At 67.4% G+C, this 24,683-nt stretch carries 23 protein-coding genes; 8 read left to right on the top strand and 15 right to left on the bottom strand.

Annotated elements, in window-relative coordinates; all coding sequences use genetic code 11:
• The first annotated feature begins 91 nt into the window (after positions 1-91).
• On the top strand, positions 92-2,431 hold the full coding sequence (locus P7L68_RS12175) for a hypothetical protein (RefSeq protein ID WP_372005679.1): 2,340 nt from the start codon (positions 92-94) through the stop codon (positions 2,429-2,431).
• A gap of 34 nt (positions 2,432-2,465) precedes the next feature.
• Here the strand turns inward: P7L68_RS12175 and P7L68_RS12170 are convergent, their stop codons facing one another.
• From P7L68_RS12170 to P7L68_RS12155, 4 genes are all read right to left on the bottom strand, one after another.
• The gene (locus tag P7L68_RS12170; protein ID WP_372005677.1) at positions 2,466-2,960 is read right to left on the bottom strand and encodes a winged helix-turn-helix transcriptional regulator; all 495 of its coding nucleotides are present in this window, start codon (positions 2,958-2,960) and stop codon (positions 2,466-2,468) included.
• 26 nt (positions 2,961-2,986) lie between these two features.
• Entirely contained in the window at positions 2,987-3,964 is a 978-nt protein-coding gene (locus P7L68_RS12165) for a nitronate monooxygenase family protein (RefSeq protein WP_014744358.1), read from the bottom strand.
• A 55-nt stretch (positions 3,965-4,019) separates the two neighbouring features.
• Positions 4,020-5,750 carry a hypothetical protein gene (locus P7L68_RS12160; protein ID WP_372005673.1) on the bottom strand — a complete coding sequence of 577 codons (1,731 nt, stop codon included), beginning with the start codon at positions 5,748-5,750 and terminating at the stop codon, positions 4,020-4,022.
• A 111-nt stretch (positions 5,751-5,861) separates the two neighbouring features.
• Complete coding sequence (locus P7L68_RS12155) at positions 5,862-6,425, bottom strand: TIGR02444 family protein (RefSeq protein WP_372005672.1); 564 nt, start codon at positions 6,423-6,425, stop codon at positions 5,862-5,864.
• Positions 6,426-6,590: 165 nt separating this feature from the next.
• Between P7L68_RS12155 and purE the strand changes: the two genes are divergently transcribed.
• Together purE and P7L68_RS12145 are read left to right on the top strand one after the other, a co-directional pair.
• Positions 6,591-7,115 (top strand): 5-(carboxyamino)imidazole ribonucleotide mutase, encoded by a 525-nt coding sequence (gene purE, locus P7L68_RS12150; RefSeq protein ID WP_372005670.1) that lies wholly within the window; start codon positions 6,591-6,593, stop codon positions 7,113-7,115.
• A gap of 41 nt (positions 7,116-7,156) precedes the next feature.
• Positions 7,157-8,266, top strand: a complete 1,110-nt coding sequence (locus tag P7L68_RS12145) for a 5-(carboxyamino)imidazole ribonucleotide synthase (RefSeq protein WP_372005668.1) — start codon at positions 7,157-7,159, stop codon at positions 8,264-8,266.
• A gap of 12 nt (positions 8,267-8,278) precedes the next feature.
• On the opposite strand, the gene P7L68_RS12140 is transcribed toward P7L68_RS12145, so the two are convergent.
• Together P7L68_RS12140 and P7L68_RS12135 are read right to left on the bottom strand one after the other, a co-directional pair.
• Entirely contained in the window at positions 8,279-9,052 is a 774-nt protein-coding gene (locus P7L68_RS12140) for a COQ9 family protein (RefSeq protein WP_372005665.1), read from the bottom strand.
• Positions 9,053-9,134: 82 nt separating this feature from the next.
• Entirely contained in the window at positions 9,135-9,806 is a 672-nt protein-coding gene (locus P7L68_RS12135) for a TenA family protein (protein ID WP_372005662.1), read from the bottom strand.
• A 311-nt stretch (positions 9,807-10,117) separates the two neighbouring features.
• Here P7L68_RS12135 and rpsU point away from each other — a divergent pair, with 311 nt between their 5' ends.
• Together rpsU and P7L68_RS12125 are read left to right on the top strand one after the other, a co-directional pair.
• Positions 10,118-10,324 (top strand): 30S ribosomal protein S21, encoded by a 207-nt coding sequence (gene rpsU / locus P7L68_RS12130; protein WP_014744351.1) that lies wholly within the window; start codon positions 10,118-10,120, stop codon positions 10,322-10,324.
• Positions 10,325-10,524: 200 nt separating this feature from the next.
• The gene (locus P7L68_RS12125) at positions 10,525-10,839 is read left to right on the top strand and encodes a Dabb family protein (protein ID WP_062768238.1); all 315 of its coding nucleotides are present in this window, start codon (positions 10,525-10,527) and stop codon (positions 10,837-10,839) included.
• Here P7L68_RS12125 and P7L68_RS12120 read toward each other — a convergent pair.
• A complete protein-coding gene (locus tag P7L68_RS12120) occupies positions 10,797-11,861 on the bottom strand; it encodes a helix-turn-helix domain-containing protein (protein WP_372005659.1) in 1,065 nt (354 codons plus the stop codon). The two genes, P7L68_RS12125 and P7L68_RS12120, sit on opposite strands and share 43 nt — an antisense overlap.
• Before the next feature lie 144 nt (positions 11,862-12,005).
• Between P7L68_RS12120 and P7L68_RS12115 the strand changes: the two genes are divergently transcribed.
• Complete coding sequence (locus P7L68_RS12115; RefSeq protein WP_372005656.1) at positions 12,006-12,929, top strand: TauD/TfdA dioxygenase family protein; 924 nt, start codon at positions 12,006-12,008, stop codon at positions 12,927-12,929.
• A 97-nt stretch (positions 12,930-13,026) separates the two neighbouring features.
• Here the strand turns inward: P7L68_RS12115 and P7L68_RS12110 are convergent, their stop codons facing one another.
• The 8 genes from P7L68_RS12110 to P7L68_RS12075 all read right to left on the bottom strand — a co-directional run bounded on the left by P7L68_RS12110 (position 13,027) and on the right by P7L68_RS12075 (position 22,672).
• Positions 13,027-13,299 carry a Txe/YoeB family addiction module toxin gene (locus P7L68_RS12110; RefSeq protein WP_372005654.1) on the bottom strand — a complete coding sequence of 91 codons (273 nt, stop codon included), beginning with the start codon at positions 13,297-13,299 and terminating at the stop codon, positions 13,027-13,029.
• Positions 13,296-13,565, bottom strand: a complete 270-nt coding sequence (locus P7L68_RS12105; protein ID WP_372005652.1) for a type II toxin-antitoxin system Phd/YefM family antitoxin — start codon at positions 13,563-13,565, stop codon at positions 13,296-13,298. Before P7L68_RS12105 ends, P7L68_RS12110 begins: the two co-directional genes overlap by 4 nt.
• Positions 13,566-13,711: 146 nt before the next feature.
• Positions 13,712-15,061: an NAD(P)(+) transhydrogenase (Re/Si-specific) subunit beta gene (locus tag P7L68_RS12100; protein ID WP_372006829.1), complete on the bottom strand. Its 1,350-nt coding sequence runs from the start codon at positions 15,059-15,061 to the stop codon at positions 13,712-13,714.
• Between the two features lie 64 nt (positions 15,062-15,125).
• The gene (locus P7L68_RS12095) at positions 15,126-15,542 is read right to left on the bottom strand and encodes an NAD(P) transhydrogenase subunit alpha (RefSeq protein WP_372005649.1); all 417 of its coding nucleotides are present in this window, start codon (positions 15,540-15,542) and stop codon (positions 15,126-15,128) included.
• Positions 15,542-16,681 carry a Re/Si-specific NAD(P)(+) transhydrogenase subunit alpha gene (locus tag P7L68_RS12090; protein WP_372005647.1) on the bottom strand — a complete coding sequence of 380 codons (1,140 nt, stop codon included), beginning with the start codon at positions 16,679-16,681 and terminating at the stop codon, positions 15,542-15,544. Before P7L68_RS12090 ends, P7L68_RS12095 begins: the two co-directional genes overlap by 1 nt.
• 474 nt (positions 16,682-17,155) lie before the next feature.
• Positions 17,156-20,665 carry a methionine synthase gene (metH, locus tag P7L68_RS12085; protein WP_372005645.1) on the bottom strand — a complete coding sequence of 1,170 codons (3,510 nt, stop codon included), beginning with the start codon at positions 20,663-20,665 and terminating at the stop codon, positions 17,156-17,158.
• A gap of 52 nt (positions 20,666-20,717) precedes the next feature.
• Entirely contained in the window at positions 20,718-21,659 is a 942-nt protein-coding gene (gene metF / locus P7L68_RS12080; RefSeq protein ID WP_372005641.1) for a methylenetetrahydrofolate reductase [NAD(P)H], read from the bottom strand.
• Positions 21,659-22,672 (bottom strand): ArsR/SmtB family transcription factor, encoded by a 1,014-nt coding sequence (locus P7L68_RS12075; protein WP_372005639.1) that lies wholly within the window; start codon positions 22,670-22,672, stop codon positions 21,659-21,661. The genes metF and P7L68_RS12075 overlap by 1 nt, the downstream gene beginning before the upstream one ends.
• A gap of 322 nt (positions 22,673-22,994) precedes the next feature.
• On the opposite strand from P7L68_RS12075, the gene P7L68_RS12070 reads away from it, so the two are divergent.
• Together P7L68_RS12070 and P7L68_RS12065 are read left to right on the top strand one after the other, a co-directional pair.
• Positions 22,995-23,810: a VacJ family lipoprotein gene (locus tag P7L68_RS12070; RefSeq protein ID WP_372005638.1), complete on the top strand. Its 816-nt coding sequence runs from the start codon at positions 22,995-22,997 to the stop codon at positions 23,808-23,810.
• Between the two features lie 96 nt (positions 23,811-23,906).
• A complete protein-coding gene (locus tag P7L68_RS12065) occupies positions 23,907-24,599 on the top strand; it encodes a phospholipid-binding protein MlaC (protein ID WP_372005635.1) in 693 nt (230 codons plus the stop codon).
• The last annotated feature ends 84 nt before the right edge of the window (positions 24,600-24,683 follow it).

Genomic DNA, 24,683 nt, shown 5'->3' with positions numbered 1-24,683 from the left:
CGGTACTTAGCCTGACTCCCGCATCCGAAGGTATTCCGCGCCAGCCTGGAACGGAGGCCTCCGGACAGCATTTGCAGCGGGAGTTTGCCCCATGAAGTTCGTCCTGCCGATCCCCGTCCCGGTCGATGGCAACGGCACGCCCTACCCGTCCACCCGACTTCATCTGTTCGATGCCGGCACCACCACGCCCAAGACGGCCTGGGTCGATGCCGCCCATACCGCCACCCATGGCCATCCGATCCTGTCCGACGCGGATGGCCGTTTCCCCGAGATCTGGCTGGATGATGCCCCGGCAGCCGCCCGGCTCGATCGCACCGACGGCACCCTGATCTGGTCGGCCGACCCGGTCGACGGCGGCGTCGAATATCCCGCTCATCTGGCTGGGTTGAGGGCCTGGCCGGTGCTGAACGGGGCGGTCTATGTCCACGGCCACGATCTGCCCGGTGATGGTGGTAGCGGCTGGTTCGTCTACGATCCCGCTTCGACCGCGGCCGATGACGACGGTATCCTGGTCAAACCCGACGCGGTCGCCGGCACCAGTCCCGGCCGCTGGCGGCGAAGCTTCGAAGGGCCGGTCTATGCCGCCTGGTATGGCTGCCGCCCGCGCAGCCTGACCAGTTCCGAGGGCGTCGTCAATTCGGCGGCCCTGAACAGGGCGCTCGCCGCCTCTCGCCATGTGATCCTGCCCCAGGGTGAGATCCCGCTCGCGGGCGGACACCGTATCAACAAGACGGTTCTCGAAGGCAGCGGTACCAGCGTCACCATGCTGGTCCACACCGGCGGCCATCAGTACTGCCTGATGCTCGAAACCCTGGACACGCTCAAAAATCGGGATTGCCCGCGCGGCTGGGGCATTCGCGACTTCTCGGTCATCAAAAAGGCCGGCGTGACCGGTGGCCACACCGGCATCTGTGTCACCGGCGCCATGTTCACCGTCAACCAGCGCATCCGCGTGTCGAACTACGCCCATCCTGCGGATATCTCCATCCACTTTCTGAACGCGGTTCCCGATTTCGGCCTGCCGCCGGATTTCGGCGCCCCGAAGGAATTTCTGTACAGCGAATACACCGTCTTCGAAGACTGCGTCACCGCCAACACCGTCCGTGGCGTCGTCTTTGAAACCAGAGAGGCCAACGGATCCTTCCACGGCTGCCGCGTCATCAGGCATGTCCATTGCGAAATGCCCTGGGACACGTCGCTCGAGTCCGTCGGTATCGAGGTCCGGCGCAACCCCGGCCAGGACGGCAACGCGACCGCCACGCTCTATAACGGCGAGATCGATCTGAGCGTCTATCTGTCCTCGACCAATTCGCGCGACACCGGCGGTGAGGCGCTGCGCTGCGGCCTGTTGGTAAGTGCCCGGCTCCAGGAATCGAAGATTTCGGTGCGGGGGGAAGGTGTGGGCGGCAATATCGCACGCTGGAGCGCAGGGCGGACGTTCGCCATCGAGGCCGGAAAACAGGCCATGGTCATCCCGCCACTCGGCAAGGCGACGGGCCTGATGTACAGCGCCACTCAGAGTGGCCAGACAGCGGCCAGCGAACCCAACTGGCCACTGCTCGCCGGCGGACAGGTGACCGACGGCACCATCACCTGGACGGCCATTCCGGGTGTCTGGCTGATGTATCTGGAAGAAGACGCCAATCTCCGTGATAACCGGGTCGCCTTGGCAGGTGTTGCCTCGAGCACCCGCTACTTCCTCGAAAGGCTTCCCTTTTCGATCGCCGATCCGTCGGGTTTCGACCCCAAAGACCCGGCAGCACCGGTGAATGAATGGAATATCTACGGCAGCTGGTCGATCGGCGTTCGTCCGACGGAGGCCCTGCATCAGGCGACGGTTTCAGCCCCCTATGGACGCGACGGCCTGCTGATCGACATGGGCGGGCACAACACCACCGCACCGCTCACCCTGCGCAACGGCGAACTGACCGTCATCGACGGGCAGCCCCATATGCGGGTTCGGCATTACGAGGGAGCTTCCAATCTTGAAACGCCTGAGACCCGGCGCCTCGTCCCGATGCTCGACTCCGACGCCAACTGGTCAGGCACGCCGCGCTTCATCAACGGCATGCAGCTGGGCATGTGGCATGAACTGCGGCATGTCGACCTCGCCGCCTCTCCGTGGCTCTGGAACACCGAAGTGAAGCGGGGCGACATCCGCTTCAGACTCAACCCGACGGCTGGCGGCAACATCGGCTGGGTGGTGGTGACCGGCGGTCACATGGTGCAGTTCGCCTGGACGACGGGCGAAACGGTCGCGATCGGTGACTTGCGCTATAACGGCACCGAGGCCTACGAGGCCACCGCAGACGGCACCACCGGCACCACGCCGCCGACGCATACTTCCGGCACGGCCGGCGACGGCGGCGTCACCTGGAAACATCTCGGCACGCGGGCCGTCTACAAGAACTGGGGGGCCATCGAGGCCTGATCGGCTTCCTGTCGCCCTCATCCGGGTGGCGGTGTCAGCCTTGCCGGTGCCGCCACCCCACAAGCTGCCGGATCTTGTCGTCCGCCCCCGGCCCCGCCACGGCGGTGATTTCCTGCGGGCGGAGCGGGCGGCCGTCTTCGGAGCGGACCGCCATCTGCGCCACCGGGCGGCCGGTGGCGGTTTCGGTCAGGAACATGCGCTCGCCGCCGGGGTCCGGGGCCCAGCGCTCGCCCCAATGGAGCAGCGCCACCATCACCGGATAGAGGCCGAGCCCCTGTTCGGTCAGGCGATATTCATACGACCGGCCATCGGTGGGCGACGGGGTCTTGCGCAGGATGCCGGCCTCGGTCATCTGCTTCAGGCGGGTGGAAAGCACGCTCGACGACAGGCCCAGATGGTCCTGGAAGGCGTCGAAGGTGCGCATGCCGTTGAAGGCGTTGCGCAGGATCAGGAAACCGTCGATCGATCCCACCACGTCGAGCGCATGGGCGATGCTGCAATTCATCCGATCGAGCGGTTCCCGCGCCACCGTGCTTTCCCCTCCCCGCCCGGCCGTCAGCCGGCGATCATGCCCGCAAGGCGCTGATTGATCAGGCCTTCCGCCTCGGACATGATCCGGTCGATCAGTTCCTGACAGCTCGGCACGTCGTGGATCAGACCGGCGACCATGCCGCAGCTCCAGGCGCCGGCATCCATCTCACCCTCGATCATCACCCGCGGATAGACGCCGGCCACCAGATCGTGGATGTCGTCGATCTTGAGGTCGGCACCCTTTTCGCGCTCGATCTCGACCAGCCGGTCGACCGCGGCATTGGCCAGCACGCGCTCGGTATTGCGCAGCGGGCGCATGACCAGGCGGGTGTCGAGTTCGGTGGCGGCCACGATCGCCTGCTTGACGTTCTCGTGGACCGGCGCCTCTTTGGTCGCGATGAAGCGGGTGCCCATGTTCATGCCATCGGCCCCCAGCGCCAGCGCCGCCACCAGGCTGCGCGCATCGGCCATGCCGCCCGAGGCGACGAAGGGGATGGTCAGTTCTTCGGCTGCGCGCGGCAGCAGGATCATGTTGGGGATGTCGTCCTCACCCGGATGCCCGCCGCATTCGAAACCGTCGACGCTGACCGCATCGCAGCCGATCTTCTCGGCCTTCAGCGCATGGCGGACCGAGGTGCATTTATGGATCACCTTGATCCCCGCCGCCTTCAGCGCCGGCATATAGGCCTCGGGGCTGCGGCCGGCGGTCTCGACGATCTTCACGCCCCCTTCGACGATCGCCTGGATGTATTCCGGATAGGGCGGCGCCTGGAAAGTGGGCAGGAAGGTCAGGTTCACGCCGAAGGGCTGGTCGGTCATCTCGCGGGCCCGCGCGATCTCGCGGGCCAGAAGCTCGGGTGTCTTCTGGGTCAGGCCGGTGATGATGCCGAGCGCGCCGGCATTCGACACCGCGGCCGCAAGCTCGGCGAAGCCCACATAATGCATGCCGCCCTGGATGATCGGATGCCGGATGCCCAGCAGTTCCGTGATGCGCGTCTTCATGAGGCGTTCCTGCCTTCCCGTTCAGGACCGGGGCCTTCGATGGCCCCCGTGTCATTTAGCTTCGATTTTCGAAGCTATCTCCGGAAAGGTCTGAAGGCAAGCCCGCCACGGGCGGTGCGGCATCACGGGTGGCGCGGATCATCAGGTCGCGCCAGACCGCCATCGGCCGGACCGGCGCATCGGCGGACAGCATCAGACCGGGGGTCAGCCCCTCGGCCTGGAACGCACGGATCAGCCCCGGATCGCGGGCAATCACGTGGATCGGCACGCTGTGCGGCGCACCCGCCGGGGTGACCAGCGGCGGCTGGTGGTCGCCGACCACGATCAGCAATGCATCTTCAGGCATGCGCTCCACCGCCCAGCGGCCGACCAGGGCCAGGGTATAATCCAGCGCATTGGCATAGCGTTCCGCCCAGTCGGCCGTGTCGCGGGCAAAGGGCTGGTCCTCGGGCGGGGCGGCGGTTTCGAAGATCCGCCCGCCGGCGGCCCCCGCCATCGACCAGTCGTCGAGCAGCGGCGGCAGCGGCCCCCAGGGGTGATGGCTGGTAATCATGGCGAATTCGAGGAAGAGCGGCGGCCGGTCCACCAGCGCCTGTTCCTCGGTGGCGTAGCGGTCGAGCGCATATTGATCGGGCACGGTCGGCCAGCCGAAAGCGGGGCCGCGATAGTCGAGTGCCGCCGCATCCATCACCCGGTCATAACCGAAGGCGGCCGCCTCGGGCCAGGTTTCGCGGATGGCCGGCATCAGCGCCACCGTCCGCCAGCCGGCACGGCCGAACAGATCGACCAGCGTCGTGCGCCCGGCCGAGAGCGCGTAGTCATAGGCCCGCTGCCGGTCGAGCGTCAGGCCCGAGAGCAGCGTGCCATGGGCAAGCCAGGACTGGCCGCCGACGACGGGGCTGTCGAGCCAGCCGCTGACCACGCGAAAGCCGGCGGCATCCAGCGTCCGACCAAGATGCGCCAGCCGCCGGCCCGTGGCCTCGCGGATGCGCGGGTCGTGATGGGCCGACCAGCCATAGCTTTCCATGAAGAACAGGTTCACGTCGCGGCCACGCAGCCGCGGAAACAGCGCGGGCCCCGGCAGACCGGCCGCAGGGTCGTCGGCCACCGCCGCTGCAAGCTCCGCCTCGATCGCGGCCCGCGCCTTCAGCGCATCGGCCTGAAAGGCGGCAAGACGCAGCGCCCCCGCCCCTACCGGACCGCCGGTCTGGCTGGCGGCGCCGATCACCTGGCCGAGCGCCAGCATGCCCCCCAGCGCCGCCACGGTCATCGCCGGGCGACGGCCGCCGGTCAGGTGGCGTCGGGCCAGGATCTGACCGCGACGGGCAAGCAGATAGACCGCCACCGCCGGCAGGATCCAGAAGCCCAGCACCGCCGCCAGCCTTGTCGGATCACCCGCCAGCACATCCCAGAGCGCCGGCATCAGATAAAGATCACGGCCGAGATCGAGCGGCCGGCCCGCGGCGGCATGGGCGACCAGATCCGCCCCTCTCAGCAGCACCAGCGCCGCCAGCCCCGCCGCCGCCAGCCGGAGCAGAACCCCGGGCAACCAGCGTTCGGCCTGTGCCGGGCTGCGGGCCAGGCTGCTGCCACGGGCGACCGGAAAACCGCCCGGCAATGCCAGGGCAAGCAGGATCACCGCCGCCACCTCGATCGACAGGCGGAAATGGGCAGGCGTGAACCAGGTATCGAAGCGGGCCGGCATGTTGACCAGCAGCCCGGCCAGGATCCAGACCAGAACCAGGCGGGCAAGGCCGGCGGCGAAGCTTGTGGGGGGCTGTCTCACCTCGGGGCGATCCTCGTCGGCGCAAGCGGCGGGCAGGAGCCCTGGAAGTGGAAGAAGATGGGCCCATCCGGTATGGGATCAAGCCGGGACGGGAGGGGGCAGGCAGAGCGGTCAGGCGCGATCTTCCGTCTCACCCCGCGGAATGGCCGGCCCGATGCTGGCCACCAGCCCGTCCCGGACCCTTGCCCAGCCCTCGGGACGGGCGACCAGAAGCTGGCCATAGAGATCCAGCATGCGGGCAAAGGCGGTGCGGCCGTCTTCTCCGGATGCAAGCGGCCGGGCCAGACCGTCGAGCGCAGGCGCCAGGGCGTCGAGCATTGCCGTCTCGGCTGCGATTTCAAGGCCAAGCACGCCGTCACCGATGGTGCGGGCGCGATCCGCCGCCATGCCGGCCATGCCGGGCGCCGCCCCCCGTAAACGGCGGCGCAGGGCCCGGAGCGGCCGGACGATCTCGGCCCGCCAGCCGGCGGCCGCCGCATCCAGCGCCGCGATGCCGTGGGCATCCAGCCGGCGGCCGGTCGCCGCGGCATGATGGAAGGCAAGGATCAGCACCACGTCGGCGCCGTGGCCGTCCTGGGCTTCCAGGCAGACCTCACGCGCAGACGGCCGGCCATACACGGCATGGGCGTGACGGCCGAGGGAGGTCAGCGGCGGTGGGGGCATGGGGCTGGGCATGATCCGCATCTTCCGGCAATGTCTTCTGGGGAGCGCGCAGGGCATATGCGTCGGCGCGAGTATACACGGCCGGGCGGTGTTTGTATGATCCGCCGCCCCCGATCCCTCCTGAAGGTCCGGCAGCCGCGCCGGCCCGATCCGCCAGAGACAGAAGGACAAGGCTTCATGACCGGAACGCCCGCCGGAACGCCCTCCGCCACCTCTCCCCTGGTCGGCATCGTGATGGGCAGCCAATCCGACTGGGCCACCATGCGCCATGCCGCGGTGCTGCTGGAACGTTTCGGCATCCCGCACGAGGTGCGCATCGTCTCGGCCCATCGCACGCCGCAGCGCATGGCCGATTATGCCGCCACCGCGCGCAGCCGCGGCCTGCAGGTGATCATCGCCGGTGCCGGCGGTGCCGCCCATCTGCCGGGCATGATCGCCGCCCAGACCAGCGTGCCGGTCTTCGGCGTGCCGGTGCAGAGCAAGGCGCTGAACGGCATGGACAGCCTGCTGTCGATCGTGCAGATGCCGGCCGGCATTCCCGTGGGCACGCTGGCGATCGGCGAGGCGGGGGCCAAGAACGCCGCCCTGCTTGCCGCCGCGGTGGTCGCCAACCACGATGCCGCCGTGCTGGAGGCGCTGGAAGCCTTCCGCGCCGAGCAGACCGACGGCGTGGCGCTGGAACCGGTCGACGACCAGGCCTGAGCCGCCTTCCTATCTTCCCTCACCCTGTACGGACGACCCCGATGACCGATCGCACCACCACCCCCGCCCCGCTCGCCCCCGGTTCGGTGATCGGCATCATGGGCGGCGGACAGCTTGGCCGGATGGCCGCGATCGCGGCCGCCCGGATGGGCTACAAGGTCCATATCTACGCCCCCGAAGCCGAGAGCCCGGCGGCCGAGGTGGCCGATGCCTGGACCCGCGCGGCCTGGGATGATGCGGCCGCCCTCGACGCCTTCGCGGCGGCGGTGGATGTGGTGACCTTCGAGTTCGAGAACGTGCCCGCGGCAAGCGTCGCGGGGCTGGCGGCGAAGCGCCCGGTGCGCCCGGCCTGGACGGTGCTGGAGACCACCCAGGACCGCCTGTCCGAGAAGGATTTCGTCAACCGGCTGGGCATCGGCACGGCGCCCTATGCCCGGGTGGACGATGTCGACGGGCTGGTTGCCGCGATCGAGGCGCTGGGCCGGCCGGCGATCCTGAAGACCCGCACGCTCGGCTATGACGGCAAGGGCCAGGCCCGCATTGCGGCCGAGGGCGACGTCCATGCCGCGGCCGAGGCCGCCTTCGCGGCGATCGGCGGCCGTCCCGCGATCCTTGAGGGCATGGTCGATTTCGGCTGCGAGATTTCGGTCATCGTCGCCCGCTCGCCCGCCGGCGACGTGCGCTGCTTCGAGCCGGCAGAGAACGAGCACCGCAACGGCATCCTGCATCTGAGCCGGGTGCCGGCGCAGGTGCCCGAGGCCATCGCCGCCGAGGCCGAACGCATCGCGCTGGCACTTGCCGACGCCTTCGGGCTGGAAGGGCTGCTGGCGGTGGAAATGTTCGTCACCCGCGACGGCCGGGTGCTGGTCAATGAAATGGCGCCGCGGCCGCATAATTCCGGCCACTGGTCCTTCGATGCCGCCGCGACCAGCCAGTTCGAGCAGTTCATCCGCGCGGTCGCCGACCTGCCGCTGGGCGATCCCGCGCGGCTGGTCGACGCCGAAATGGAAAACCTGCTGGGCGCCGACGTCGACCGCTGGCACGAGATCCTGGCCGACCCGCGCGCCAAGCTGCACCTCTACGGCAAGAGCGAGGCCAAGCCGGGCCGCAAGATGGGCCATGTCACCCGGCTCGGCACCGCGCGCAGCTGACGTGGCGGGGGCTCAGCGCCCCCGCATCCGCAGGGAATTGCGACCGGCGAAGCGGTTGCCGCCGGGCAGGAAGCGGCGCGGATCGGGCAGCATCTTCTCCACCCGGCCGCGGACCTTCTGAATGCGCATCACATCGGCGATGCGCCGGTCCAGGAAGGCGCGGGTATCGGCGAAGCCCTCGCTCCTGTCGTCCAGCCAGACCGCGAGCGTCGAGCTGTAGACCGCAGCCAGGGTCGCGCGCTTGGTGTAGAAGCTGAAATCGGTCGCGGTGTCGCCCGCCGCCCACCACATCGCATCGACCGTGCGATAGAGCGTCTTCAGGCCGAGGGCGGCATTCTGCGGCAGGGCAAGCAGGCCGAGCGCGGTGCGGATCGCCTCGCGATGGGCAAGGTTCTGCTCCAGCCGCACCAGAATGGCGGTGGTGATGCGGCTGCGGATCGGCAGCGACGGCAGATCGATCCGCTCCAGTTCCGCCGCCATGCGCCGGTCGGCATAATCGCAGAAATGCACGATCAGATCGATGCGCCCGCGCGGAAACAGCCGGCGGGTGGCGGCGGCGTCGAAGCCGGCCGCCTGGCCCGCACGGCGAACCAGATCATCCGTCCAGCCGTCGAAGGGCACATCGGGCAGCGCCTGTTCCAGCACCGCATCGCGGTCGCGGAGCAGCTGCGGCACGCCGGCTTCAAGCCCCCCCGCCCCGCTGGTTTCCGTATCCGAGGGCGGCAGAACCCCGATGTCGTCGTCGGCCCCAGGCTCGTCGCGGGTACGTCCGTCGTCTGCGGTCATCTTCCGTCTCCCTCAGGATCGGCGCGGTCGTCGCGGCACCGTGCCTCATCAGCTAGCGTTGCAACCCCGTGCCGTCAACGGGTCACGCCGCCGCATAAGCGGCATCGAAGAAGGCGCGTTCCGCCGCAACGGCGCGCCGGAACAGGTCTTCGACCCGCGCCCGGGTCGCATCATCCAGCATGGGGCCCACACGGTCGAGTTCCGAGACCAGCCAGCCCACGAAGTCCCGGAAGAACGGGTTGTCGTGGAGCGTGATCCATTCGGCATGCTCGAAGCGTGGCGGCAGCCGGCCTTCGGCCCGCTCTGCCCAGGAGAGATAGCTCCATTCCGCCACCACCAGCACCGCCAGACAGCAGGCATAATCGGCCGTCAGCCGCGCCTCGGCCATCAGCGCCTTGAAGGTGGCGGTGGCCGGGTGGTCGGGCAGGTCCGCCCGCATCGCCTCGTCCACGCCCAGTGCGTTGAAGGCCCGGAGGAAATAGTCGTTCTCGTCGCTGGTCACCATGGCGGCGAAACGGCAGAGCGGAATCCGGGCCTCGAAGCGGTCGGCCGAGGCGATCGCCGCGCCCAGCAGGGCCACGAAGGCGTCGATGAAGCGGTGATCCTGGACCAGATAGCGGGCAAGGACCGCATCATCCAGCGTGCCGGCGATCAGCTCGTCGGTGAAGCGGTGGCCGGTCACCGCGCTCCAGTCGGGCTCGGCGGCGGCACGCAGGCGGAGGCTGAAGCGGGCCTCGGCGGGGCTGGCGGACATCTGGCATCTCCCTGTTCTTCCGGTCTGGCCGCACACCCTTGCCGGGGCGCAGCCTTTCCCCTATACTCGGTTTCGAACAAACACGCACGCCGTCGGGATCTCGGGACGAGAGGCTGGGAGGCCACTCGTGCCGGCTTTCGTTTCGCAACGGTCGAATCGGTTTGACTTTCATCCGTCGCCCCGGTACCAAAGGCGGCCGATGGTCGCCGAGGGTTTCGGTGGTCGTGATCTGTCGCGGTGCTTCGCGACGGGCCCGGACGGAGGACGTCCGGACCGGGTTTCAATCGACTGACAAGACGGGTGTAGACTTGGTGCAGGTCATCGTTCGCGACAACAATGTCGACCAGGCGCTTCGCGCGCTGAAGAAGAAGATGCAGCGTGAAGGCATCTTCCGCGAGATGAAGATGCGTCGGCATTATGAGAAGCCGTCGGAGAAGCGCGCCCGCGAGGATGCGGAGGCCGTTCGTCGCGCCCGCAAGCTCGCGATGAAGCGTGCGCAGCGCGAGGGCCTGCTCTGAGCAGCAGGCGCGTTCCGCGCCCCGACGACCGGATGCATGCCCTGAAGCTGAACCGGCCCGCGGCATGACATGCCTGCCGTTACGAAAGACCGCCCTCCTCGCGAGCGGCGGTTTTTTGTTGCCCGGATTCCGGTGACGGGTCTAGCTTCCGCCGGCGCCTGCCGCGCCGCCCTCCCTCCCCCGGTCGTGAAGGAAGCCCGATGATCCGGCATATCGTGATGTTCAGCGCAAAGACCCCGGCCGATCTCGCTGCGGTGCGCGACGGCCTCGCGATCCTGGGCGGCATTCCCCATGCCCGCCGCTTCGAGGTCGGGACCAACACCAAGCGCGATGCGCTGTCGTCGGATGTCGATCTGATCGTCTATGCCGAGTTCGACGACGAGGCGGCCCTTGCCGCCTACAAGGCCGACCCGCTCTATGCCGAATCGATCGCGCGCGTCCGCCATCTGCGCGATCTGCGCATCGTGGCCGATTATGTCGTCGAGGATGCCGTCATCGCCGACCGGCGCGGCTGAGACCGGGCGAAACGCCCCGGCGTCTCTCCGGTCCAGCGGCGGAAGGCGCGGGTGAAGGCGGCGGCATCGGCATAGCCCAGCGCTATCGCCACCCGTTCGACCGGCATGTCTTCGCCCAGCAGGCGCTGTGCCCGTTCGGCCAGCGCCACATCCCGCCTTTGCCGGAAACTGGTCCCGGCCGCGGCAAGCCGGCGGCGCAACGACCGTTCCGATATCGCCAGCCGGCGCGCGGCCTGTACAAGATCGACCGGCGGCCCGGCATCATCGCGCAGCAGCACGTCCAGCGCCGCCACCGGGCCGCCGGCACCGCGCCGCGCCGCCTCGGCCAGAAAGGCCTGCTCCGCCGTGCGCGTCGCCACGGGATGGGCAAAGGGCAAGGGCCGCCGCGCCAGCGCCGCATGATAGATCAGCCTGTGCCCGCCGCCCCGGCCGAAGACGAGATGCGGCCCCAGAACCTCGTGAAAGCGGTCGCGGTCCGACGCCTCGGTCGGTGGCGGAATGCCCAGCTCTGCCGCCATCGGCATCACCGGAGCCGCGAGCAGATCGGCGGTGAGCACGGCGGTCGACACCAGCCCTCGTGCCACGAGAAAACGACGCACCGCCCGCGGCAATGAGCCCAGCCCGTGATCGTCCAGGACGAAGATGATCGGTTGTCCCGGCAGATGTTGAGCCGTGATCGCGCTGAACGACAGGCCGAGCGTCGGCAGCCGACCCCAGAGCGCCAGGGCATCGGCAAAGGCTGCACGGGTCAGCATCGCCCAGCCGAACAGGCCGAAGGCCGAGACCCGGTAGCGCAACCCGGTCTCCAGCCCCAGCCGGGCAGGGTCCTGGTCCGGCAGGGCACGCAACAGCGCCTCGATCAGGGCCAGCTCCTGCCAGGCAAGAACCGGGGCATCGCTCCGGCCGGCCGCATCCAGGCCTGCCCCAGCCGCCAGCGCCGCAGGGTCGAGCCCGTGCCCGCCGGCCATCTCCAGGATGTTCAGCACGCCCACCGGATCCCGGCGATCGCCGGCATGAACCATGGGATCCCTCCCTGAGCGGTCAGTCTGGCCGATTTTATCAAGAATCCGGCCGCAGCCGCCATGGCGAACCCCGCGCCCCGGCCGCACTCTCAAGAGATCGAGGCCGGCATCACGAACCGGCCCGCGCCAAGGGAGGACTGCCCGATGACCGCCAACCCGTTCTTTTCTGCCAAACCGCCGACCGCCCGCAGCAATGCGCCCCGCCCGTCGGCCCATTTCACGGCCCGGCCCCTGACCGGTGCGCTGGGTGCCGAAATCACCGGCATCGACGTCGCCACGGCCCCGGATGCCGCCATCGCCGATCTTCGTGCGGCCCTGGTCCATCATCAGGTGCTGGCCATTCGCGGCCAGAGCCTCGATCCGGCCGGCATGGAGCGGGTGGCGCTGCGGTTCGGCGCTTTCGGCCAGGATCCTTATGTGCGCCCTCTGCCCGGCTTCACCAATGTGCTGCGCCTGCTGAAGACGGCGGACGAGGTGCATCCCAATGTCTTCGGCGAGGCCTGGCACAGCGACTGGTCGTTCCTCGACACGCCCCCGGCATTCACCCTGCTCTATGGTCACGACGTGCCCGACTGGGGCGGCGACACCATGTTCGCCAGCCAGATCCGCGCCTGCGAGGCACTGAGCCCGGCCATGGTCCGGTTGCTGGAACCGCTGAAGGCGGTGCACAGCGCCCGGCGCGGCTACGGCCCCGCCAGCCGCGAGGCGGTGGCAGACCGGCTGCCCAATATGGACATCGTGGTCAGCGAAACCGCCATGGCCACCCGCCTGCACCCGGTCATCCGCACCCATCCCGAAACCGGTGCCCGCGCCCTCTATGTCAGCCCCGCCTACACCATCGGCGTCGACGGCTTCACCGATGCCGAGGCCGAGGCCCTGCTCGGCTACCTCTTCCAGCTCTCGGTCGACCCGCGCTTCACCTGCCGGGTGCGCTGGGAACAGGGCACGCTCACCATCTGGGACAACCGATCGGTGCTGCACCTGCCGATCGGCGACTATCACGGCGCCCGCCGCGAGATGTACCGCACCACGGTGGCGGGGGATGAGCCGGTGCTGATGCCGGTGTGACACGGGTCCTGCCCTCGACCGAAAAAAACGCGGCCCCCGTCTCCGGAGGCCGCGTTTTTCGTCGTGCCGTGAACGCCAGACCGCGCGGGCAGGCGCTTCAGTAGTGGTAACGACACTGGATGACGATCAGATCCATCCCATCGTCTGTATCAATCACTTTATAGACGAGTCGATGTTCCCGATCAATTCTCCTGGACCAGTATCCGGAAAGATCTCCCCTTAGCCGCTCGGGCTTCCCAATGCCTTCAAATGGATGCCGCAAAGCATCGCGAACGAGATCATTGATCCGCCGGAGCATCGCCTTATCAGCCTGCTGCCAGTGAACATAATCAGCCCACGCATCCTGGATCCAGACCAGTCGGATGCTCATTCCGGGACCGGCTCATCCACAAGATCACGATGAAGGAAACGGCCGCTTTCCACATCAGCCACGGCACGCGCCAGACGCTCGGCATTCTTGGGGGATTGGAGCAGATGCAGGGTCTCCATCATGCCGTTGTAGTCAGCCAGCGACATCATCACCACGGCATCGTCCCGGCCCCGTCGGCTGACGACGGTCAGTGAATGGCTGTCGGTGACCTCGTCCATCACGCGGGCCAGATTTTGCCTGAGATAGCTGTATGTCACGACGTCCATGGCGCCCTCCTCTTTCTGTACAGTTAATTGTACAACTTATTGTGAAAGACAAGATCACCTCGCGCAAAAAACGCGGCCCCCGTCTCCGGAGGCCGCGTTTTTCGTCGTCTGATGCGTCGTCGTGGACGCGGTCGGGCGGTGCCGGATCAGGCGTGCTCGATCGCCTTCACGATTTCCTCGGTCATCTTCTTGGCGTCGCCGAAGAGCATCATGGTGTTGTCGCGGAAGAACAGCTCGTTCTCGACGCCGGCATAACCCGAAGCCATGCTGCGCTTGATGAACAGCACCGTGCCCGCACGCTCGACGTCCAGGATCGGCATGCCGTAGATCGGGCTTGCCGGGTCGGTCTTGGCCGCCGGATTGGTCACGTCGTTGGCGCCGATGACGAAGGCCACGTCGGTCGAGGCGAAGTCGCGGTTGATGTCTTCCAGCTCGAACACCGCGTCATAGGGCACGTTGGCTTCGGCCAGCAGCACGTTCATATGGCCAGGCATGCGGCCGGCGACCGGGTGGATGGCGTAGCGCACCTTGACGCCCGCCTTCTCCAGCATGTCGGCCATTTCCTTCAGCGCATGCTGCGCCTGGGCCACCGCCATGCCATAGCCGGGGACGATGATCACCGACGAGGCGTTCTTCATGATGAAGGCGGCATCCTCGGCGCTGCCCTGCTTCACCGTGCGGTCACCCATGTCGGGGCCACCCGCCGCAGCCGAGCTGCCATCGGTGCCGAAACCGCCCAGGATCACGTTGAAGAACGAGCGGTTCATGCCCTTGCACATGATGTAGGACAGGATCGCGCCGCTCGACCCCACCAGCGCACCGGTGATGATCAGCAGGTGGTTTTCCAGGGTGAAGCCGATGCCGGCCGCCGCCCAGCCCGAATAGCTGTTCAGCATCGACACCACGACCGGCATGTCGGCGCCACCGATCGGGATGATCAGCAGGATGCCCAGCGCCAGCGCGATGAGGGTGAGCAGCCAGAAGGCCGCCGGCGCCTCGGTCAGGCAGAACACCACGATCAGCGCGATCACGGCGATGCCGAGACCCAGATTGATCGGATGCTGCATCGGGAAGCGCACCGGCGCTGACTTGAAGATGCCCTGCAGCTTGCCGAAGGCGATGATCGAGCCGGTGAAGGTGATCGCACCGATGGCAGAGCCCAGCGACAGCTCGATCAGGCTGTTGACCTTGATGCTGCCGGCAGTGCCGATGCCATAGGCTTCAGGCGCGTAATAGGCGGCGATGGCGACGAACACCGCAGCGAGGCCGACCAGGCTGTGGAAGGCCGCAACCAGCTGCGGCATCGCGGTCATCTGGATGCGCAGCGCAATGACCGTGCCGACGGCACCGCCGATGATCACGCCCAGCACCACCAGCCAGTAGCTTTCGACACCCGGCTGGAACAGGGTGACCAGCACGGCCAGCGCCATGCCGGCAATGCCGATGCGGTTGCCGTTGCGGGCGCTGACCGGAGAGGACAGCCCCTTCAGCGCCATGATGAAGCAGACGGCGGCGACGAGATAAAGGAGCGAGGAAAGGTTTGCGTTCACGGTTCCGCCCTCAGCCCTTCTTCTTGAACATCTGCAGCATGCGGTTTGTCACCACGAAGCCGCCGAAGATGTTGACCGAGGCGAGCGTGACCGCCAGGAAGCCCATCACCGTGGCGAAGCCGAAGGTGGCGGGACCGGCGGCGATGATCGCACCGACGACGATGATGCCCGAGATGGCGTTGGTGACCGCCATCAGCGGCGTGTGCAACGCCGGCGTCACCCGCCAGACCACGTAATAGCCGACGAAGATCGCCAGCACGAAGACGGTCAGGCCAAGCACCAGCGGATCGACGCCACCATGGGCGGCAGCACCTTCAGCGGCGAGGCGGGCGATTTCGGCCTGCGCCTGACGCGCGGCGTCGAGGCTGGCATTGGCCGCCTCGACATTGGCGTCGGCGGCGGACTGAAGCTGGTCGAGCGCGCTCATCACTCGGCCTCCTTGAAGTTCGGATGCACCACGGCGCCGCCCCGGGTCAGCAGCGTACCGGCGATGATCTCGTCGGCGGTGTCGACCTTCAGCGCCTTGGTTTCCTTGTCGACCATCAGTGTCACGAAGGTCAGCAGGTTCTTGGCGTAAAGCTGGGCAGCATTCACCGCCACCCGCGCCGGCACGTTCGGGAAGGCGACGATGCGCACGCCACCCGGGGTCTCGACCACTTCGCCATGGCGGGTGAGCGCGCAGTTGCCGCCGGTTTCCGACGCCAGGTCGACGATCACCGAACCCGGCTTCATCGACGCCACCATCTCCTCGGTGATCAGCACCGGGGCCGGCTTGCCGGGGATCTGGGCGGTGGTGATGACCATGTCGTTTTTCTTCACATGATCAGCCAGCACCTGCGCCTGGCGGGCCTTGTAGGCGTCGCTCATCTCGCGGGCATAGCCGCCCTTGGTCTCGGCGGAGGCCGCTTCGTCACTCGGCACGTCGACGAAACTGGCCCCCAGGCTTTCGACCTGCTCCTTCACGGCGGGGCGCACGTCGAAAGCCGAGACGACACCGCCCAGGCGACGTGCGGTCGCAATCGCCTGCAGGCCGGCGACGCCCGCCCCCAGCACCAGCACGCGCGCCGGCGGCACGGTACCGGCCGCGGTCATCATCATCGGCATCGCGCGGCCGAACTCGGCTGCCGCGTCGATCACCGCCCGATAGCCCGCAAGGTTGCTCTGCGACGAGAGCACGTCCATCGACTGGGCGCGGGTGATGCGCGGCACCAGCTCCATGGCGAAGGCGGTCACCCCGGCCTCCGCCAGCCGCTTCACCAGATCACGATTGGTGTAGGGGCTGAGCATGGCGACCAGAGTGGCGCCTTTGGGCAAGGCCGCGGTCTCGGCCTCGTCGGGTGCCTGCACCTTCAGCACAAGGTCGGCCCCGGCCAGCGTCGCCGCGGCATCGGCGGCGATTTCCGCACCCGCTGCCTTGAATGCATCGTCGGTGATGGCGGCCCCCAGCCCGGCGCCCGCCTCCACCACGACCTCAAAGCCCAGGTCGCGATATTTTTTGACCGTTTCGGGGGTCGCCGCGACGCGCTTCTCGTGCGCGCGGCTCTCCCTCGGAACTGCGATCTTCATGGTCTCTCCGGCCCTCGTTCTGTCTCTGCGGCGCCCCGACGCCGCCGACGCTGCGGTGCAGCAATATTATGAGGCAGTTATTCTTGCCTCAGGTAACTTTGTTTGCCAAGTCCGCGATTTCGTGGAACGCCGTTCCATACGCCACTGCATCTGGCACCGCACATGCCGCAGTGCACCCACGGTCCGGCAAACCTGTCCAGACATCCACCGGCGAAGATGATCACCCACCGGCTTCAGGGCCCCCCGGATCGGCAAGGCTGGTATCCCATGCCGGTCCCCTTCTTCCCTTATCACCCGGACGGCCGCGCGGTTCAACGGTGGATTCATGACGTTCGATGCAATGGCCCACCCCGGGCTGCGGCCGATCGTCACGGAACCGCTGCGCAGATTATCAACCATGGCGTGCAGCACTGGACAAAAGTAAAGACCGGCCCCGGTTGCAGCGGGGGCCGGTCCTTGGCGTCTGGTCCCCTGTCAGACGGAGAAATACTTCGCCTGCGGGTGCAGCAGCACGATGGCCGAGGTGGACTGTTCGGGGTGCAGCTGATCCTCGTCGCCCATCTGGATGCCGATGCGATCGGCGCCCAGCAGCTCCAGCAGCACCCGCTGATCTGCAAGGTTCGGACAGGCCGGATAGCCGAAGCTGTAGCGGGAGCCGCGATAGCCCTGTTTGAGCATGCGGTCGATCTCGCGCGCATCCTCGGCGGCATAGCCGAGCTCGGCACGGATCCGCTTGTGGACGTATTCCGCCATCGCCTCGGCGACCTCCACCCCCAGACCGTGGAGGTAGAGATAATCCTGATAGCGATCAGCGGCGAACCAGTCGCGGGCGACGTCGGAGGCATGCTGGCCGACCGTCACCACCTGCAACCCGATCACGTCACGCACCGGGTCCGAGATGTCGCGGACGAAATCGGCGACGCAGAGCCCGCCCTCGCGATCCTGCCGCGGCAGGCGGAAACGGGCGAGTTCAGTGGTGCCGTCGGTCTCGAACAGCACCAGATCATTGCCCTCGCCCGCCGCCTTCCAGTAGCCATAGGCCGCCTGCGGATCCAGGATCTTCTCTTTGGCGCAGGTCTTGAGCAGGGCTTCGAGCTTCGGCCACAGTTCCTGCTTCACATAGGCCTCGAACTCGGCCGGCTTGCGGCCGGCGCGCTTGTAGCCCCAATGAAACTGGAACAGCATGGTCTCGTTCAGATAGGGCACGACCGACTTCAGCGGCACGTGCTCGATCACCCGCGCGCCCCAGAAGGGCGGCACGGGCACCTCGATCCCGCCATGAAGTTCCGAACGGCGCAGCCGGATCTCGTCGAAATCGACCGGCCGGTCCAACATGGCCTTGATGTCCTCGTCGCTCGACGCGCGCTTTTTGGGGCCCCGGATGCTCGACGGCCGGGCCTCACGCTTGCGCTTCGCCTCGTCCAGCACCGCATCGAACCGCCCGTCCACCACCGCATTCATCAGGCTGAGCCCGTCGAAAGCATCGCGGGCATAGGCGACACGGCCGGCGCCATAGGCGGCGACGCAGTCTTCCTCGACATATTTGCGGGTCAGCGCGGCACCGCCCAGCAGCACCGGCACGTCCAGCCCCTCGCGGGTCATCTCTTCCAGGTTCTCGCGCATGATCACGGTCGACTTGACCAGCAGACCAGACATGCCGACCGCATCGGCCCTGTGCTCGCGCGCCGCCTGAATGATCGAGGCCACCGGCTGCTTGATGCCGAGATTGACCACCCGGTAACCGTTGTTGGTAAGGATGATGTCGACCAGGTTCTTGCCGATGTCGTGCACATCGCCCTTGACGGTGGCAAGCACGATGGTCGCCTTCTGCTCGCCCTCCACCTTCTCCATATGCGGCTCCAGCCAGGCGACCGCAGCCTTCATGGTCTCGGCCGACTGAAGCACGAAGGGCAGCTGCATCTTGCCGGCACCGAACAGCTCGCCCACCACCTTCATGCCGTCGAGCAGCACGGTGTTGATGATCTCAAGCGGCGGCATCTTCGCCATCGCCTCGTCCAGATCCGCGCCCAGCCCCTCGCGGTCGCCGTCGATGATCCGGAGCTTCAGACGCTCTTCCACCGTCTCGGGCCGCACCTTCGTGGCCTGGCTCTCCGCCTTGCGGTCGGCGAACAGCGCCATGAACGAGATCAGCGGGTCGTAGCCGTCGGCACGCCGGTCGAAAATCAGGTCTTCGGCGACCTTCACCTCGTCCTCGGGGATCTTGTGCAGCGGCATCAGCTTCGAGAGGTGCACGATCGCCCCGCTCATCCCGGCCTTCAGCGCATGATCGAGGAAGACCGAGTTCAGCACATGGCGGGCCGCCGCCTTCAGACCGAAGGAGATGTTCGACAGGCCGAGGATGATCTGACAGCGCGGGAAACGCGCGCGGATCAGCCGGATGCCCTCCAGCGTCTCGATGCCGAGCTTGCGATCATCCTCGTTGCCGGTGGCGATGGTGAAGGTCAGCGGGTCGAACAGCAGGTCTTCGGGCGCCAGACCGTATTCATCGACCGCGAGCGCATAGAGCCGTTCTGCGATCGCCAGCTTGCGATCGGCGGTCTTGGCCATGCCCTCTTCATCGATGGTCAGTGCGACCATGGCGGCGCCGAACTTCTTCGCCAGGGCCAGCCGCGCCCGGGCGGGTTCCTCGCCATCCTCGAAATTGATCGAGTTGATGATCGGCTTGCCGCCATAGAGCTTCAGCGTCGTCTCGATGACGTTGAGCTCGGTCGAATCGATCACCAGAGGCGCCGAGACGGAGCCGCGCATGGCCGTGGTCAGCGCGGTCATGTCCGCGATCTCGTTGCGGCCGGTAAAGGCGGCGCAGAGATCGATGGCGTTGGAGCCCTCCTTCACCTGCTCGCGCGCCATGCCGACGCAACCGTCCCAGTTGCCGGCATCCTGCATCTCGCGGAACTTCTTCGAACCGTTGGCGTTGCAGCGCTCGCCGATCGAGAAATAGGCGTTTTCCTGGAAATACGGCACGAAGCCGAACAGCGAGGCCGCCCCCGGCATCCAGTTCACCTCACGCTTCACCGGCGCCGGACGATGTCGGGCACCGCCGCGACGGCGCAGCATCTCGTCGATCGCCCGGATATGGTCCGGCCCGGTGCCGCAGCAGCCGCCGACGATGTCGATGCCGTCCTCGACGATGAACCGCTCCAGCCACTGGGCCAGTTCGCGCGCGCCCAGCGGATAATGGGTGCGGCCGTCGACCAGTTCGGGCAGGCCGGCATTGGGCAGCACCGAGATCCGCTTGCGCCAGGTCTGCGACAGATAGCGGACGTGTTCCTGCATCTCCTGCGGGCCGGTGGCGCAGTTCAGCCCCATGACATCCACATCGAGCGCATCCACGATGGCGGTGGCCGCTGCGATGTCGGTGCCGACCAGCAGCGTGCCGACGGTCTCCACCGTCACCTGAACCATGATCGGCAGGTCGACGCCAGCTTCCGCCCGGGCGATCTTGACCGCATTCACCGCCGCCTTGATCTGCAGCGGGTCCTGACAGGTTTCGATCAGGAAGGCGTCGGCACGGCCAGCGATCAGACCCCGGGCCTGGATGGTGAGGGCCGCCTCCATCCGGTCGTAATCGATATGGCCAAGCGACGGCAGCCGCGTGCCGGGCCCGATGGAGCCGATCACGAAGCGTTCGCGGCCATCGCCCTTGAACCGCTCGGCCGCCTCATGCGCCAGCTCACAGGCCTTCACATTGATCTCGAAGGCCTGATCGGTGAGGTCGAACTCCCCCAGCGTGATCGGTGAGCCGCCGAAGGTGTTGGTCTCCACCGCATCCGCCCCCGCCTCGAAATAGGCGATGTGGATATCGCGGATGATGTCAGGACGCGAGAGGTTGAGGATTTCGGAGCAGTTCTCCTTGCCCCAATAGTCGCCGTCGACGCTGAGATCACGCGCCTGAAGCTGGCTGCCCATGCCACCATCGAGCAGCAGGACGTTGGAGCCGAGAAAGTCGAGAAGCCGTGACATCTTGCCTCGATCGCGCTGTTCGGGGACCAGGATAACGTGGTGAGGGGCGCGGTCAGCCGGCCGCCCGGGCGGCGACCGTCTCCGCCCGCGGGCGGATGCCGAGCAGGTGGCAGGCGCTGATGGTCAGCTCCGCCTTGTTCAGGGTGTAGAAGTGCAGATCCTCGCAGCCTTCCGCCGCGAGCACCCGCGCCTGTTCAGCCAGCAGCATGGCCGAAACCGCCTGATGGGTCGCCTCGTCGGCATCGGTACCATCGTAGAGCCGTTCCATCCAATCCGGAATACCGGCACCGCAGGCGGCCGAGAAGCGCCTGATCTGCTGGAAGCCCAGCACCGGCATCAGCCCGGGCAGGATGGGCTTCGTGATGCCCGCCGCCGCCGCGCGGTCGCGGAAGCGCAGGAACACCGCCGGGTCGAAGAAATACTGGGTGATCGCGCGGGTGGCGCCGGCATCCAGCTTGGCCTTCAGATTGTCGAGATCGGCGCCGGCGCTTTGCGCCTGAGGATGAACCTCGGGATAGGCCGCCACGCTGATCTCGAACCGGCCGAGATCAGCCAGGGCGCGGACCAGATCGACCGCGAAGGGGAAGCCGTCGGGATGCGGAACATAGGGTCCGGCCCCCTGGGGCGGGTCGCCGCGCAGCGCCACCACATGATCGATACCGTCCGCCAGATAGCCCTCAGCCACCGTCATCACATCGGCGCGCGAGGCATCGACGCAGGTCAGATGGGCCGCGGCGGCAAGGCCGTATTCGCGGCGCATGCGCAGCACCGTGTCTCGTGTCTTGTCGCGGGTGGATCCGCCGGCACCATAAGTCACGGATACGAAATCCGGCGCATAGGCGGCAAGCCGTGCAACATTCTCCCACAGCCGCGCCTCTGCCTGGGCGCCGCGGGGCGGGAAGAACTCCAGGCTGATCTTCAGCCCCGGCACCGGCGCAGGCGCATCCCAGAGCGCCCGGGGGGTCAGAACCCGCCCGTCGGGGGTCACCGTCATCACGTCGTCTCCCTGTTCTTTTGGCCGGTCCTGCGGCCCGCCGCAGCGCGACGAAGGTTTTCGTCCTCCCCGGGCCCTGTCGCACCACCCGGCCGGTGCGCGGGCCACAACACCACCGTCAGCGGCTCGCCCGGCAGCCGGATCGGTGTGGCCGCCTCCAACCCCGCCGCAGCAAGCCAGCCTGCAACCTCGTCGTCGGAGAACCCCAGCCGGCGATGCGCATGGTCGCGGCGCAGGTCCTCAAGCGTATGGGCGGCAAAATCCACCACCACCATCGTGCCGCCCGGTCGCAGCACTCGTGCCGCTTCGGCCAGCGCATGGCCGGGATCGTCCAGATAGTGCAGCACCTGGTGAATCACCACCGCATCGAAGGCCGCATCCGTCACCGGCAGCTGGTTCAGATCGCCCAGCCGCACCTGGCAATGATCGAGCCCCGACGAGGCCAGCTGTTCGCGCGCCACGGCCAGCATCTCGCGCGAGCGGTCGATCCCCAGCCCGAAATCGACCAGCGGGCCCAGCAGGTCCAGGATCCGGCCGGTGCCGGTGCCGATATCGAGCAGGCTGCGCGGCCCGGCCGCGCGGATCAGGCCCGACAGGGCCGCCTCCACCTGCGCTTCGGGCACGTGCAGGGCGCGGATGCGGCGCCATTCCGCGGCATTCGCCCGGAAATAGGCCTCGGCCTGACGGGCACGGTCTTCCTTCACCCGCCGCAACCGGCCGAGATCAACCGCCAGCGCCGGGTCGTCCAGCGGCAGCAGTTCCACCAGGCGCCGGGCCAGACCTGCGGCGGCCCCCTCACGCGCCAGCCGGTAGAACACCCAGGCCCCTTCAGGAATACGGTCGAGCAGACCGGCCTCGCACATCAGTTTCAGATGACGGGAGACACGCGGCTGGCTCTGGCCCAGGATCTGGGTCAGCTCGGTGACGGTCAGCTCGCCTGCCGACAAAAGGGCCAGCAGGCGCAGCCGGGTCGGCTCGGCCGCGGCCTTCAGCCCGTCGAGCAGTGTGTCCATGGCTGCCACGGTTCCCGTCTCATGCGGTCCGTCGACGGCCGGAAGGCTTCCCATCCCCTGATGCTCCCTCAGCGGGTCATGACATAAACATATCTTTATATCTTAAATCGACCTGTGGCAAGCCGGCAGCGCATATCCGGCCCCGGCCCCCCGAAGCGCGGGGGCTGCCGGCTTTTCCGTGGCCTGTGGCGGTGTCCTGTGATAGGTGAACCTGTCGCACGTCGTCTTTCCATGTGATAGTTCGGGGTGCGGGTCGGATCGGGGCCGCGAATACGGAGGACGGACGCATATGGCTGCAGCAAGCCGGGCGGAGTGCCAGACCATGACCATCCAGTCTCCGGAAGCGGACGGCCCCCGGCCCCGGCGTCTGGTCGCACGTCTTGGCGGTGCTGTCGCGGCCCTCGCAATGCTGGGGGCCTGTGCCACCGCCGGAAACGACGTGCCGATGTCGGCGGTGCCCAACCAGCCGGCCGAACTGTCGGATCCGATCGAGCCCGTGAACCGGGCGATCTTCGCGGCCAATACCTTCGTCGACGGCCTGCTGATCCGTCCGGCCGCCATGTTCTATCGTCAGATGATCCCGCCGGCGATCCAGACCGTGATCGGCAACTTCCTGGTCAATCTGTCGCTGCCGCTGGTCTTCGTGAACGACGTGGCCCAGGGCGAGCCGGAACGCGCCGCGGAAACCGCCGGCCGCTTCATGATCAACAGCATCGCCGGCGTCGGCGGCCTGATCGACGTTGCGACCGATGCCGGCATGCCGCCGCCGCATGACGAGGATTTTGACCAGACCTTTGCGGTCTGGGGCATCGGCCCCGGCCCCTACATCGTATTGCCCATTCTGGGGCCGGCGACGCTGCGCCATACCTTTGGCCGCGCGGCCGACTCCTTCGGCGATCCCGTGACCTATGCCATCGACGACCAGGGCACGACCATCGGCATCACGGTCGCCAACGGCATCGTTGCCCGCGAGCGGGCGATCGAGCCGCTGGACGATCTGCAGCGCAATTCGGTCGATTTCTATGCAGCCGTGCGCAGCGCCTACTGGCAGCGGCGGCTGTCCGAAATCTCGAATGGCACGGTTGGCACCGGCCAGGGCAATGACGACATCTTCCGTCTGGACCTCGACGACGACTAAGTCTTGGACCATATGATGGCGGTACGTCCGTCGGGCGGCGCAGCACCCGGCGTGCAGCCCATCATCACCAGGCACACCACCAGGAGAGTCATCGCGATGACCATCCGTCTTCGCGGAATCGCGGTTGCCGTGGCACTCGGCGCAGCGCTGCCGGTTCTGCCAGTTTTCGGCCCCGCCACCTCGTCCGTGGCGATGGCCGCCATCTCGCCCCAAACGGCAGCCACCTCGATCGAGGATTTCGGCAACAAGGCGATCTCCGCCCTGTCCGAACCGGGCCTTGACCGCGAGACCCGGACCGAGCGATTCCGCAAGCTGTTCCATGAAGGCTTCGATTTCGACTGGATCTCGCGCTTCGTGCTGGGCCGCCACTGGCGGACCGCGAGCGAGCCCCAGCGCGACGCCTTCCGCGACGCCTTCGACGCCTATGTCGTCGCCACCTATTCCAGCCGCTTCGCCGACTACATCGCCGATACCTATTCGAAGCAGCTGGCAGCATCGGGCGAAGGCAAGGCCTTCAAGACCACCAATGTCCGCGCCGACAGCAATGACGACCGCATGGTCGTGATCTCCGGCCAGATCTGGCGCCCCGACGGGCCGCCGGTGCCGCTGGATTTTCGCGTCCGCGTGGACGGCAACAGCCCCCAGATCATCGACATCGCGATCGAAGGCGTGAGCATGGCCATCACCCAGCGCTCCGAATTCTCGTCGGTGATCGAGCGCTCGGGCATGGACGGGCTGATCAGCGAACTGAAGCGCCGCACCGGACAGGTTACCGCCTCGGCCCGGTAATCGGGTGCCAGTCAGCTCAACGAACGGCCGGCGGCAGATCTTCTGCCGCCGGCCGTTTCATGTTTCACGGGAGATATCTTGCCA

It is taken from the genome of Tistrella mobilis (assembly GCF_041468085.1).
GTDB lineage: Bacteria > Pseudomonadota > Alphaproteobacteria > Tistrellales > Tistrellaceae > Tistrella > Tistrella mobilis_A.
Note: the sequence above shows the minus strand (reverse complement) of the source record. Positions and strands in the feature narration are given on the sequence as shown.

Coding starts and splice junctions, on each gene's coding strand:
- P7L68_RS12175 (WP_372005679.1), top strand. CDS start 92: ATGAAGTTCGTCCTGCCGATCCCCGTCCCGGTCGATGGCAACGGCACG.
- P7L68_RS12165 (WP_014744358.1), bottom strand. CDS start 3,964: ATGAAGACGCGCATCACGGAACTGCTGGGCATCCGGCATCCGATCATC.
- P7L68_RS12155 (WP_372005672.1), bottom strand. CDS start 6,425: ATGCCCAGCCCCATGCCCCCACCGCCGCTGACCTCCCTCGGCCGTCAC.
- purE (WP_372005670.1), top strand. CDS start 6,591: ATGACCGGAACGCCCGCCGGAACGCCCTCCGCCACCTCTCCCCTGGTC.
- P7L68_RS12145 (WP_372005668.1), top strand. CDS start 7,157: ATGACCGATCGCACCACCACCCCCGCCCCGCTCGCCCCCGGTTCGGTG.
- P7L68_RS12140 (WP_372005665.1), bottom strand. CDS start 9,052: ATGACCGCAGACGACGGACGTACCCGCGACGAGCCTGGGGCCGACGAC.
- P7L68_RS12135 (WP_372005662.1), bottom strand. CDS start 9,806: ATGTCCGCCAGCCCCGCCGAGGCCCGCTTCAGCCTCCGCCTGCGTGCC.
- P7L68_RS12125 (WP_062768238.1), top strand. CDS start 10,525: ATGATCCGGCATATCGTGATGTTCAGCGCAAAGACCCCGGCCGATCTC.
- P7L68_RS12120 (WP_372005659.1), bottom strand. CDS start 11,861: ATGGTTCATGCCGGCGATCGCCGGGATCCGGTGGGCGTGCTGAACATC.
- P7L68_RS12115 (WP_372005656.1), top strand. CDS start 12,006: ATGACCGCCAACCCGTTCTTTTCTGCCAAACCGCCGACCGCCCGCAGC.
- P7L68_RS12110 (WP_372005654.1), bottom strand. CDS start 13,299: ATGAGCATCCGACTGGTCTGGATCCAGGATGCGTGGGCTGATTATGTT.
- P7L68_RS12105 (WP_372005652.1), bottom strand. CDS start 13,565: ATGGACGTCGTGACATACAGCTATCTCAGGCAAAATCTGGCCCGCGTG.
- P7L68_RS12100 (WP_372006829.1), bottom strand. CDS start 15,061: ATGGCGCTGAAGGGGCTGTCCTCTCCGGTCAGCGCCCGCAACGGCAAC.
- P7L68_RS12095 (WP_372005649.1), bottom strand. CDS start 15,542: ATGAGCGCGCTCGACCAGCTTCAGTCCGCCGCCGACGCCAATGTCGAG.
- P7L68_RS12090 (WP_372005647.1), bottom strand. CDS start 16,681: ATGAAGATCGCAGTTCCGAGGGAGAGCCGCGCGCACGAGAAGCGCGTC.
- metH (WP_372005645.1), bottom strand. CDS start 20,665: ATGTCACGGCTTCTCGACTTTCTCGGCTCCAACGTCCTGCTGCTCGAT.
- metF (WP_372005641.1), bottom strand. CDS start 21,659: ATGACGGTGACCCCCGACGGGCGGGTTCTGACCCCCCGGGCGCTCTGG.
- P7L68_RS12075 (WP_372005639.1), bottom strand. CDS start 22,672: ATGGACACACTGCTCGACGGGCTGAAGGCCGCGGCCGAGCCGACCCGG.
- P7L68_RS12070 (WP_372005638.1), top strand. CDS start 22,995: ATGACCATCCAGTCTCCGGAAGCGGACGGCCCCCGGCCCCGGCGTCTG.
- P7L68_RS12065 (WP_372005635.1), top strand. CDS start 23,907: ATGACCATCCGTCTTCGCGGAATCGCGGTTGCCGTGGCACTCGGCGCA.